The sequence below is a fragment of the Paenibacillus marchantiophytorum genome (genome assembly GCF_014640555.1).
GTDB classification, from domain to species: Bacteria; Bacillota; Bacilli; order Paenibacillales; family NBRC-103111; genus Paenibacillus_E; species Paenibacillus_E marchantiophytorum.
This window is the reverse complement of the sequence record NZ_BMHE01000002.1, coordinates 1-13,042: the sequence shown is the minus strand read 5'-3', so window position 1 is coordinate 13,042 and position 13,042 is coordinate 1. Positions and strand designations below refer to the sequence as shown.

7 protein-coding genes are annotated in these 13,042 nt (G+C 43.5%); 2 read left to right on the top strand and 5 right to left on the bottom strand.

Annotation, left to right across the window (positions count from 1 at the left end; translation table 11 throughout):
- Nucleotides 1–100: 100 nt before the first annotated feature.
- On the bottom strand, nucleotides 101–1,807 hold the full coding sequence (locus tag IEY34_RS02450) for a methyl-accepting chemotaxis protein (protein WP_189007111.1): 1,707 nt from the start codon (nucleotides 1,805–1,807) through the stop codon (nucleotides 101–103).
- Between the two features lie 162 nt (nucleotides 1,808–1,969).
- Here IEY34_RS02450 and IEY34_RS02445 point away from each other — a divergent pair, with 162 nt between their 5' ends.
- Both IEY34_RS02445 and trhO read left to right on the top strand, forming a co-directional pair.
- Nucleotides 1,970–5,728: a response regulator gene (locus tag IEY34_RS02445; protein WP_189007107.1), complete on the top strand. Its 3,759-nt coding sequence runs from the start codon at nucleotides 1,970–1,972 to the stop codon at nucleotides 5,726–5,728.
- An 81-nt stretch (nucleotides 5,729–5,809) separates the two neighbouring features.
- The gene (trhO, locus tag IEY34_RS02440) at nucleotides 5,810–6,715 is read left to right on the top strand and encodes an oxygen-dependent tRNA uridine(34) hydroxylase TrhO (protein ID WP_189007104.1); all 906 of its coding nucleotides are present in this window, start codon (nucleotides 5,810–5,812) and stop codon (nucleotides 6,713–6,715) included.
- Nucleotides 6,716–6,820: 105 nt separating this feature from the next.
- Here the strand turns inward: trhO and IEY34_RS02435 are convergent, their stop codons facing one another.
- The 4 genes from IEY34_RS02435 to IEY34_RS02420 all read right to left on the bottom strand — a co-directional run bounded on the left by IEY34_RS02435 (nucleotide 6,821) and on the right by IEY34_RS02420 (nucleotide 12,832).
- Nucleotides 6,821–8,374 carry an extracellular solute-binding protein gene (locus IEY34_RS02435; protein ID WP_189007101.1) on the bottom strand — a complete coding sequence of 518 codons (1,554 nt, stop codon included), beginning with the start codon at nucleotides 8,372–8,374 and terminating at the stop codon, nucleotides 6,821–6,823.
- 53 nt (nucleotides 8,375–8,427) lie between these two features.
- Entirely contained in the window at nucleotides 8,428–9,315 is an 888-nt protein-coding gene (locus IEY34_RS02430; protein WP_229757430.1) for a carbohydrate ABC transporter permease, read from the bottom strand.
- Nucleotides 9,316–9,334: 19 nt separating this feature from the next.
- Nucleotides 9,335–10,255, bottom strand: a complete 921-nt coding sequence (locus IEY34_RS02425; RefSeq protein ID WP_189007099.1) for an ABC transporter permease — start codon at nucleotides 10,253–10,255, stop codon at nucleotides 9,335–9,337.
- Between the two features lie 234 nt (nucleotides 10,256–10,489).
- Nucleotides 10,490–12,832: an AraC family transcriptional regulator gene (locus IEY34_RS02420; RefSeq protein WP_229757454.1), complete on the bottom strand. Its 2,343-nt coding sequence runs from the start codon at nucleotides 12,830–12,832 to the stop codon at nucleotides 10,490–10,492.
- Nucleotides 12,833–13,042 lie beyond the last annotated feature (210 nt).

Below are 13,042 nucleotides of genomic sequence, written 5' to 3'. Positions count from 1 at the left end.
AAAATAGTGAAAGAGAAAAGCCCCTTATCCGCCTTTTTTTATAGGCAGTTAGAGGCATTTCATTAGATATTCGTTTACAACTTTTGGGATTGAGATATTTTTATGAAATGCGGAACGAACTGACAACTTGATGCAGATCCGTCGCAATGGAAGCCAAACTTTTGGCGGATGACGCAATTTCCTCTGTTGAGGCCAATTGCTCTTCCGTTGCAGCGGCGACAGACTGCGCTGTACCTGAGGTTTGCTGTGCCACCGAACCTACGCTAGCTACTGTAGCGGCAACTTGCTCAGAGCTCGCTGCCATCTGCTGTGCGGCAGCGGCGGTTTCTTGAATCTTGCTGGCCACTTCTTGCGAAGCGCTAACGATCTGACCAAAGGCCTGTTCCGCGATTCCTACTTCTTTCAAGCCTTCTTGCACTTCGGAAAGCCCAGTGTTCATCACTTGGGCAGCACGCACGGAATCTCTTTGAATGCTGGTGATCAGAGTGGTGATATCCCGTACCGAATCATCGGTTTGGGAAGCCAACTTCCGAACTTCTCCGGCTACAACAGCGAAGCCTTTGCCGCTCTCGCCAGCACGTGCTGCTTCGATCGCTGCGTTCAAGGCAAGAAGATTCGTTTGCGAAGCAATGTTCCCAATTAAGGTAGAGATTTGTCCAATGCTCTGCGAATGCTTTTCAAGCTCCTGAATCACTTTATTCGCTGCATCCACAGATCCGCTAACTGACTGCATTTTACTTACAACACGCTCCATGGAATGCGTTCCTTGCTCCGCAAGCTGCGTAGCTGAGAGCGATAAATCTGATACATCAGAGGTCGTCTCTGCAATCCGCTGAATGCCTACGGACATTTCCTCCATGGCTCTGCCGCACTCCATCGAACTCTGCGCCTGTGCATCAGCACCTGTTGCGAAATCCTGAACAGACTGCGCCACATGATTGGAAGCCGACGCATTCTGCTCTGAACTGGCAAACAACTGCTGGGAGGAGGCAGCGACACTATTCGAAGCATGCAGCATTTGTGTAACAGAGTGGCGCAAATGTTCCACCATCTGATTAACAGAATGGACCAGATCACCAATCTCGTCTTTATTTTTGATCATAATAGGCTCAATTGTCAGGTCACCGCTCGCAATCCGGTTCAATGCTTGCGAAGCTTTGCGCACCGGCGTAGAGATATTGCGAACCAGCACATAGCAAGCAACCAACATGAAGAGCACGATGATACATAACACCGTAAGCGAAATTTTGACACTCTGGTTGTACAAATCATTACCATGTTCTTCTGCCAACAGCCCGCCTTCTTGATTATACTTCACAAGATCAGCCATTGTTTTTTGCGCTTTCCCGAACGCCGTTGACATGACTTGCAGACTTTCCGTTGCTTCTTTGGCTTTAGTCGGGTCCGTGGAAAGCTGTTTGTTTTTCAAAAATGACGATTTAAAATCTTCCCATTCCTGATTGAGTTGTTTGAATTCACTATTTTCCTCGTCACCAGAAATGGTTTCTTTATACTTTACTAACAAATTGTCGATTTCTCCCATTGTCGCAACAAGGCCCGCATCGATAGGCTCGTGCTTCTTCGTATCCGGCTCTAATTTTTTTTGATAGTACAGGGTCAATAAATGCTCAGAGTTGTAATGAATAAGCTCAATAATTTGAATACCCTTCATCCAATCATTAGCAATCATCTTATTGCTGTCTTTCAATGCACCCATCCTACTCATATCTGTGTAACTTAACCCTCCGATCAGAAGAAAGATGATCGTGAACACCGTAATCATTTTAGTTCGTACAGTAAGCCTCATACGTAAATCCCCCCAAATGATGAATGAATGATCGAACTATGTTGTATACTCAAACCATCCTGTTTTTTACTAGTATACGGGGCATTCTTTAGATCACTTCCCTTATATTCATGTAGAAATTATGAGTTTTCCTAACATTTGGACAATTGCCGGAGGTAAATCATGTCATCTTCCTTGCGCTTCAAGCTTGTCGCTCTTCTTGTGCTGATCACTTCCATCTCGATAGCTGTCGTAGGGATTACGAATTATGTACTTTCCAGAAATAAACTAATCGATCAATTGAAGGAACAATCCATTTCCTCCGTCACCAATTCCGCGCAAAATTTGTACGATTTTCTTTCTATTCGAGTTGCTGAAGTTGAGCTTGTTAGTCGTGTAAGTGTCATGAAGCACGGAACCAAGGCCGAACAACTCAGCTACTTAAGGGAAGAGCTAGCAACAGGCGGGAAGCGTTTCAATTCGATGGGGATCGTAGATCTTAACGGCCAATTAACGCTCACAACAGGCGCATCGCTCAATATCCAGAATGAACAAAGATTCCAAGATGTCCTGCAAGGGAAAACCTGTCTCTCCGATCCTCATTTCGGCAAATTATTTGGGAAATACCTCATTTCAATCATAACCCCCGTATTTAGTGACAATAATCAAGTCACAGGTTATGTTGATTTCACGCTGGATGCAAAACAAACGTTTCTCGAACATCTCCATCCCCCGCTGGAGAAAGGTGAGATTCTGATCGTTAATCGCGAAGGACTCATTTTATTTCACACGGACATTTCACAAATTTTGGACTTCAATATTTTCAACCAATATCCTAAATTGACTCCTGCTTTTGACAAAGCGCTTCAACAAAATGCCGGCTTCTTGGATGAAGCTTACGATGGCGGTCAAAAGGCTCGCTGGTTTTATGCCAACGTCCCTAAACTAGACTGGTACTTGGCTTATTCCATGCCCGTATCTGCTTTTGAAGCGCCTACCAGCCCGCTGTTATGGTCAACAATTTGCTTAATTTTGTTGGCTGTCGCGATTATTTTTCTGTTTATTTATTTGACAGCCAATACACTCATTATTAAAAGAATCAAGGAAATTCTACATGTGACAGAGTCTGTCGCGGCAGGCAACTTTTATATCAAACCTTTGGAAATTAAAAGCAAGGATGATCTAGGCGCGCTTGCTCATTCCGTGAATGGCATGATTGAGAATTTAAGAGAACTCTTCGAGCCGTTCGAAGCTTTCATTCATCACAACAATTATGCCATGATTGTCACCGATCCCTCTTTTACGATCAATCATATCAATAGCAGAGCCGTAGAACTTCTAGGCTATTCTTTCGCCGAAGTGCATAAACAGGCGACCCCATACTTATGGCTGGACCAAGAGCAACTAACAGAGCGGGCTGCGAAATATTCTGCGGAACTTGGAGAATATGTGCCAGCGGACTGCACGGCGCTCGTTATTCGAACCTTGCGTCAATTGAAAGAAGATACCGAATGGATCTGGCATCACAAAGATGGCAGCCGCATCTACGTTCAATTAAGCGTAAGCGGCATTACGCATCCAAGCGGCGATTTGAAAGGGTATGTCTTCATCGCTCGGGATATCAGCGATATTAAAGAAAGCAACGAAACAAAGCAGCGACTCCTGACCATTGTAGAAAGCGCGCGGGACGCGATTATTTCATTTGACATGGATGGCTTTATCTTCTATATGAATCAGGCTGGCAGAAGCTCTATAGGAGTAGCCGAAGGCGACACCTCCGAAAAGCATTTCAACGACCTCGTTGAAATTATGAACGATGATATCAACTTTGAGGAAGGTCTGGAAACAGCCATTCAAGAGGGCTTCTGGGAATTTGAGGCCGAAGTGTTAACGAGAGACCATAGGCAGATGTTTATTTCTATCATTATCGTGCCGCACTGCCCCACGGACAAAGAAGCGCATTATTTCTCTGCCATCACGCGTGATATCACAGATCGCATTCAAGCAAAAGATGAGCTTATTCGAGCGAAACAAGAAGCGGATGAAGCCAATTTGGCGAAGGGGATTTTCCTTGCCCGAATGAGCCATGAAATTCGAACACCCTTGAATGGCATCGTCGGATTATCCCACTTGATGGAGCGCACAGCGATGTCCTCTCTTCAGAAGGACTATATGAGTAAAATAACCAGATCCTCTCTGGCTCTTTCCCAAATCATCAATGATATTCTGGATTTCTCCAAACTCGAGGTAGACAAGCTAGCCATTGAGCATCATGAGTTTCGTCTAGATGAAACGATTGATCGCGTATGTGAAACGCTAAGCGTCTTGCTCGGTCACAAACCCGTTGATTTCATTTGTGATATCCACGACCAAGTTCCGCTTGGACTTATTGGCGATTCCCTGCGGCTGTATCAAGTGCTGCTCAATATCACTTCGAATGCGATAAAATTCACAGATCAAGGCACAGTTAGCCTACAGGTTCGCGTGGAGCAGCTAGGGGAAGAGGAAGTTCATATTCGCTTCACCATCATGGATACAGGTATTGGGATGAATGACGAGCAGATCGCCATGCTTTTCCAACCTTTTGTTCAAGCGGATGAAGTAGCAAGCCGCAAATTCGGCGGCACCGGTCTTGGACTGGTCATTTCCAAAAATATTATCGAAAATATGGGCGGCTCCATCGAGGTCGCTAGTCATCCATTATCAGGCAGTGAATTCCGTGTCAGTTTGCCCTTTGCTTTCTGTCCTGAATATATGAAAACCCTGCAGCACTTCCCGCTTCGCACCTTTATTGTGGAGGATCACCCTGAACTTAATCGCGTACTTGTTCATATGCTCCAAACGATGTGTATAGAAGCCGCAGGCATCCATACTTGGAAAGAAGCAAGAAGAGCCATCGAGGTCATTCCTATCGATCTGCTCATCCTGGATATGGAAGCTGCCGATATGTACGGGGAAGAAGTGTGGCTGGACATGCTCGAGGCAAGCAAACACCAAAGAATCAAAACGATCATCTACACAACGCTGCCCGGACGGGATGCACTGGAAATGCTCCCGGCGCAATCTATGCCAACTGCCATTTTGGTTAAACCCATCTCAAGAAGTGTTCTTTATCAAACTTTACAAGCGTTGACCAACTCACCGCCATCCGAAGAGTTAAGCTCACCGCCTCTTATACAGGAGCAATCAACAGAAGACTTGCACGCCAAATCCCGTATTCTGTTGGTTGAAGACAACGAAATTAATCAAGTGGTTGCCCGCACATTGCTCGAAAACATGCATTGTGACGTCCAGGTAGCACCAGGCGGTTTAGAAGCTTTGCAGGATTTGGAGATTACCCGCTATGACCTCATTTTAATGGACATTCACATGCCAGGCCTTGATGGTATCGAAACGACGAAGCTCATTCGTCTTCAACCTCAGTGGAGTCAGATTCCGATTATTGCCGTAACTGCTGATTCCACAACGGAACAACGCTTGGCATGTCTACGCGCCGGTATGAATGAGGTGATCTCTAAACCAATTATTCCAGACCGATTATTCACCGTTGTAGAAACATTCCTGCAACAAAGCAAACAAATGGCGGGGCTTGATCTTGATATGGCGGAAGGACTAAGTAGAGTCGGCGGAAAAACAGACATCTATCAAGGCATGCTGCGAAAGTTCTTAACACAGTCCACCTCTGTCAGTGAACATCTCACCCAGCAGATACAAAATGGAGATTATGAAGAGGCGATCGGCCTCTTGCATGCCTTGCGAGGTTCTTCAAGCAATCTGTCTGCCAATCGCGTGTTTGCCGCGGCAACTTTACTGGAAGATAGGCTCAAACAAGTCAAAGAACCGGATGATATTCAAACGATCCTGATAGAGAATCAACTTCAATCACTCGCTTTCGTCTTAGACGTTGTGACGCTTAAGATCCAAAATCTGCTTGTTGATTGAAAAATGTGCTGATTTATGTCACTATATGCATAGGTTCTTCTGTTCCTTAGCAGGTAATTTATACGTATAGGTGGTTTAATCATGACAGTACAAAGCGCTCCTTACCGCATTTTGTTGTATTATAAATTCGTCACCATTATGGACCATGAGGCGTTGGCCCGTGAACATTTGGCTTATTGCAAAAAGCTTGGCATCAAAGGCCGCATCCTGATTGCTCCGGAAGGTATTAATGGTACGCTTTCGGGGACTGTGGAGCAAACCGATGCTTACATGGCTATGATGCAGCAAGTCCCTCAGTTTCGAGATATGGTTTATAAAATAGATGAGAGTGAAGGCCATGCTTTCAAAAAGCTGTTCGTTCGCCCGAAAAAGGAGCTCGTCACCTTCCGCTTGGAGGAAGATGTCAATCCGAATGAATTAACCGGCACTCATCTGAAGCCTAAGGAATTCTACGAAAAACTGTTGCAAGAGGATGTTATTGTCCTTGATGGCCGCAATCATTATGAATTCGACATCGGCCATTTCCGCGGCGCTATTCGCCCGGAAGTTGAAACGACAAGAGAATTCCCGGAGTGGATTCGCACTAACCTGCAGGACTTCAAGGATAAACCGATTCTGACTTACTGCACAGGCGGCATCCGCTGCGAGAAGCTATCCGGATTCCTTATTCAGGAAGGCTTCAAAGACGTCTACCAACTCGATGGCGGTATTGTCAGCTACGGGAAAGATGAAGAAGTGCAAGGCCGGCTTTTCGACGGCAAATGCTACGTCTTCGACGAACGGATCTCAGTCCCGATCAACCGGACCGAAGAAGATATTGTGGTCGGCAAATGCTACCACTGCGGAACGGCCGAAGATCGCTACATTAACTGTGCGAACGATCTCTGCCATTTGAAGCACATCTGCTGCGAAGCCTGTGAAGAGGAGCACAACAGCTTCTGCTCCAAGGAGTGCGAAGAGAAGACGCTTAGCTCGCTTGAGGCTTAAAGGCGTTCTTAGCGAGAGCCCTTCCTAAATAAATGACCATCTGCATGCATCAAAAATGCCGCTATCTGGATTCCAACCAGATAGCGGCATTTTTTACGCATCAGTTTACTTTTTGTTTGCTACCTTCCAAGCATCAATTTGTGTTTGCATTTCAGCCAGCAGCTTGTCCATGCCTGCTTTTTTCAGCTTTTCATTTAGTTTAGGCAGCGTCGTGTCAGGATCAAGCGCTCCTGTTATTAAGCCCGCGTTAAACTCGGTTATAACAGCAGCACATTGCGCAAGCTCGCTTTTCACCTTGGAAGCATCGAAGCTAAAGCCGAGCAATTTGGACGAAATTGCGGTATTGTTCATATCAGGGCCTACTGGGAACCATTTAGGTTGTAACGGACTCGTGCGATAGGAGTTAAACATGTTGCCATACTCCCAACCCGAAGCGACATTATATCCACTGTTAGGAATGGTTTCGATGAGATCATCACCCACTTTTTTGTAGTGCTTGTTCTCAATACCATAGTTCATAAGGTTAAATAGCTTAGCATCCGAATACATTAGATCATAGAACATCATAGCCCGTTCTGGATTCTTGGATGTACGTGGAATGGCTGTCAACGTTCCAAGAATAGAACCTGTACTCATATAAGCTGGCGAAAACTGAGCAGTTAATACATTTTCCGGCTTACCATTTCCATACCGTTCTGCTTGGTTAGCCGCTACGTCAGGGTTCATTACTCCTATTCTTGTAATATATTTCCCAGCCTTCTCATCCGCAGCTAAATCTGTAATCGTTGGTGCATCCCTACGGATAATGCCTTTTTGATACCATTCATGCATCAGTTTCAGGAACGCTGTATATTCTTTAGTTTCAAACAGATTCACGATCTTCGTATCGTTATCATTGATAAGCATTACACCTGGATTCGTATCTGCGAAATACTCAATACCAAGCGCAGTTCCGATATAACTCAGTGGATCGTCATTACCTTTTACATTGAATGCGTATTTATCTTTTTCACCTACAGCTACTTTCTCCAAGAATGGCGTCAAATCTTCAAGCTTTTTGACTTTCGATGCATCGAGCCCATATTTATCAGCATATGTTTTATTAATTAGCATGCCCGGTGCTTTACCAAGGACTTGTGTATTAATAATACCATAGAGCTTGCCGTTAATCTTTGGAGCGTTCCATGCTTTTTCAGGAACTTGCTTTAAAATATTCGTGCCATATTTCTTGAGCAAATCTGTAATATCCATAAAAGCACCTTTATTCACCGCAGAAACATAATCATTCGACCAGTTCGAGGTAAACATTAAATCTACATTTTCACCAGAAGCAAGTACTGCTTGCATTTTTTGATCGTAATTTCCCCAATCTACCAATTCAATATCGAGGTCGGCATTAATTTTTTCTTTCGTGATTTTGCTCATTTCAGCGAATACCGCTTTCGCATCCGGGAAAGTACCTTGAGGCAGGTACCATTTGAGCGTTACTGGATCCAATTTCTTTGCTTCGAGGCTCGGAGCCTTTGTCTCTGTTCCTGCTGTACTCGGTGAAGCTGTTGAAGTGGTTTCCCCCGTTTTGCCGCAGCCTGCAAGCGTCATAGAGCCTACTAGAATCGTGGATAATACAAATGGCATCAATTTCATTTTTCTAGTTATCATGTCTAGTGCCTCCCAATTTCTCTATTATTGAACACCCAAACGAGTGTAACAACCTAACCTTTAACTGCACCTAATGTGAGCCCTCTAACGATGTATTTCTGAAAGAATGGAAATACGAACATCATGGGACCTATCGCTAGCACCGCAATAGCCATGCGAGCGGATTCACCTGGAATTTGATCCAAATTAATATTGAGTCCCGCTTGCACATGGCTGGTTAGATGCTCTAGATTCGCCATAATGCTTTGCAGCAAATATTGCAGAGGGACGAGATTATCATTGGAAATATACAGCATAGCTAGCCACCAATCGTTCCAATAGGCCAGCGCGTAGAATAACCCAACCGTTGCAAGCGCAGGTTTGGACAGCGGCACAATGATCGTTGTGAAGATACGAAGCTCACTTGCCCCATCGATCTTGGCTGATTCTATAACTTCGAATGGCATACTCATCAGAAATCCGCGCATGAGCATGGCGAACCACGCACTTACGCCATAGGGCAAGAATAAGGCAAATAATGTATCCTGAAGATGTAGAATCTTGGTTACAACCATATACGTGGGGACGAGCCCCCCATTAAAAATCATCGTAAAGAATATATAAAAAGTTGTGATTCGGTGATATCTATAATCTCTTCGTGTCATGACATATGCGACTGTCGTCGTCAAAATGAGGCTTAAAGCAGTGCCAAGAACAGTCACGATAATCGTAATCGCATACGCATTGATTATTTGCTTTGGTGTTTTCATTAAATAGGTATATGCCGTACTCGTGATATGCTTAGGAACAAGGCTGTATCCATACTGTACAATGTCTGAGTCAGAGGTTAACGACACCGAAAGCACGTAGATTAGTGGAATGACCATCACAATGGAAATGATTAAGAAGAACAACATATTTATACCTTGGAACCACATCTGTGAACGACTTCGTACTGGCATGGGTGAAACTCCTTTCAAGCTAGAATAACGCGCTATCGCTGTCGAATTTTTTCACAATCCGATTGGTGATTAGGACAAGCACAAGACCAACGAACGATTGATAAAGTCCTGCAGCCGATGCCATACCGATGTCCCCTACAACCCTTAATGAACGATATACGTAAGTATCGATAACATCCGTTGTCGGGTATAAGGCTCCTACATTGCGGGGAATAAAATAAAACAAACCGAAATCTGAGAAAAAGATTTTGCCCACATTCAGTATGAAAAGCAACAGCACAAGCGGAACGATTAAAGGATACGAAATACGCAAGATTTGCTGAAATCTCGATGCTCCATCAATAGAAGCTGCTTCATAATAGCTGGGATCGACTGACATTAGCCCGGTATAGAATATAATTGCCGTATAGCCTACATTTTTCCAAAGATAAGTAATGACCAGGATAGCAGGCCAGTACGTAGGGTCGGAGTACCAATCAACTGATGCGATCCCCAGCCATTTCAACAATTGATTGACAGCACCGTACGTAGGATTTAACAGAATGTACGATATATAACCTACGACAACCCACGATAGAAAGTAAGGAAAAAAGAGAATACTTTGGAATAGCCTTACCGCCTTCCTTCCCATCTCCGCCAGCAATATGCCGAATACAACCGAGGCTGCCAATCCAATTACGATAAACAAAGCATTCAATACTAGCGTATTGCGTGTCACTCTCCACGCATCTTGAGAAGTAAAGAAAAACTTAAAGTTATCCAGCCCCGACCAATCACTTCCCCATATGCCTTTGGCATAATTGTAATCCTTGAATGCCAACACAGTACCGAACATCGGTAAATAGGAGAAGGCAAAAACAAACAACACTGCCGGTAGTGACAAGAGAAACAAACTTTTGTTTTTTCTCAAATAGGTTATCTCTTTCTTTAATGCAATCACAGTCCCACTCCTTCGGTAAATTAATGTCTACGCTTGATGACACCCCAAATGTAAGGCATATGTTAACGAACCGTATACTGCTCATTTTTTTTCAACTGTTTCGGCGACCGCACTTTTTCGACCTTTCCCTTTCCGTGACTGCATTTTTTGGCCGATATACAAAAAAAACCGTTACATAGCAAGGTCTGAGCGGCCTATACTAACGTAAACGGTCTTGCTCCTTACATGTAATCCTTACATTCGTTCCTTCGCTCGTTTAGCTATAAACTCACGGGGAGTTGTCCCAAATTTGGCTTTAAACACTTTATAAAAATAGCTTTCATTTTCAAAACCGACTTTAAGAATAATCTCTTGAATCGTTAGTTGGGAATTCTCCATCCATTCAACAGCCTTCTCCAATCGAACACGGTTGATATAATCAGGAATAGACATATGCTTATAAGCCTTGAAAAGCTTTCCAATCTTGGAGGCGGATACGCCTACGATCAGAGCGAGCTCTGCAGCCCCCAGATTCATGTCTGCATACCGTTCGCTGATCAATTGCTCGATACGGATCGCTTTGGTCGTTTCATCAGAGACTTGTTGACTTTGTGCCTCCGTATCACTCGTAACTTCATAAATGACTTCCATTAATTTAATTTGAAATTCGTTAATCGTTTCTATTTCCAGCAATTCTTTGCTCATTAGAATCGCATTGACTTTGACGGGTTTTGGACGAGCCTTATTCAAATCATAGACGAGATACTTAAATTGGTTCACGGTATGCAGCAAGGACAGCATCATATCGCTGTATTCCAACCTTTTCACTTCATCCAACAGATCCGCTAGTTTATCGGTTGCCCCTCGATAGTTGGCAGTCCGCACTTGCTCGAGCAGTTGATTTTCAAGCTCCAACACCCGGTCCATCGAGGGGATCTGACCCAATTGTGTAATGTAGTCTTGTGTCAACAACGACATTTTACCAGAGATGAATCGATACATTGATACATAGAGTGCCTGTTGATAGGCCGTTGTTAAGTAGGTATGGTCTGTGACACTGACACTTAACGATGCTGTAATTGACAAATGATAACGCTGCAGCAAATAGATTTGACACTCCTGAATCAGCAGTAAAATGGACTCCTTCAGCATATCTTCCGGCATATCCGCCTGTAGAATCAAGGCAACATGATCGTTGCGCAAGTCAACTGCTTCTGCCATACATACTTTGCTTAAAGATTCCAAAGCGATGTTCATTACCGCGAATACGAGGAGTTCTTTCTCTTCCAGCTTTTGCTCAGTCAAACTCTTGTAATCATCGAATTTAAGTACGCAGATCATAAAGTTTTGCTCCTGTCGGAATGGCAGCTTGTACTCTTTGCTAAGTAATTCAAACTCGACTTGGGAAACCGATAAGCTGTTTAATACCCACTTGCTTAAAAAGCGGTACTTCCTATGTTGTTGATTGGAAGTTCTCTCTAATTGGAACTGTCCCAGTTGATTTGCGGAATTCCTATAAACGTCCTGAAAAAAACTAAACTCATCCTTCGAAGATCCAATTTGCTCGCCGAATGAATGGCTCGATCGGAGCTGGGAAACCAATTGTTCGACAGGTTTGTAGATCCCTCTGGATACTTGCAAGAGAACTAATAATGTAACAAGCAGAACTATGACAGTTATGACAATAATACTGGTTCTTAGTTTATTCAAATAAACGTAGGCTTCATCGTAGGGAACCGTTTTAAACAAAACCCACCCGGTATTATCTACAGTGATGTACGCAGCCAAATACTTAGTGCCGTTCAATTTTACTGTGAAGTAGTTTCCTGTCTCTCCCGAAGATTCATATTTTTCCTTTAATAAAGCTTCCAGCTTAGTTCCTTTCTCAGACGATTCCTGACTCACTTCAATGAAATCGCGCTTGTCACTGAGAATGAACATTTGACTAAGCTGCTCCGCTTCAAAATTGTTTATCGTTTTGATATTATCGAACAACCACTCTAATTTGATATTAATAATGACGGCTCCATCCATTCTGCCCTGCTCGTCGGTCAGTTCATACATCACGTAGGTAAGAACTTTCTCCTTCTGAACATGCTGTGAGTCGAGACTCACATTCATATCATGGATAATCGGCTTGAGCGGCGGCAAAGACCCCCCATGCAATTGCAAAAGTCTCTCCCACTCTGTGTCATTATGAATAAATTCGCCGAATGTGGAATACGTTATATGCTTGTTATTGTTATAAATGTATACCGAGTGGACGAACGAATTGCTCCAAACAACAGAGCTTCTCAGCTTGTTCATCATATTCATATAATCAAAAGTCTCGTTATCATTCAAATACATTAATGACTTAACATCGTTATTGTTGTAAGTCGACAAAATTAAATTACGAACCATATTATTTAGATTTTCCATATTGTATTTGGTCTGAGCAAGAAGCTTTTGGCTATTCTTGTATTCGCTCTCAAGAACCTTTTCCTGGACGTTATAGTACACGACACTCGATAAAATAGCAGTCACTAATAAGATTAACGAGGCGAACCATAAGTAGATCCGGGTTAAATATTTTTTGGAACTCAGCTTTATCAGCATCTTCACTCTGTATAACCCCCACAATGCCCAAAATGAGATCAGTTAGATTTTAACATCCGCAAACTTAATTTCAAACATTATTTAATTGAATGAATTTCATAATTCAAAAGCCTTACCCCATCTGAGTATTTAAGGCGCAAAAAAGGGAGTACCTCCCCAAATCTCGAAGTGTTTAGTACCACTACCACACACTTGAGAGAGGGTTGAACT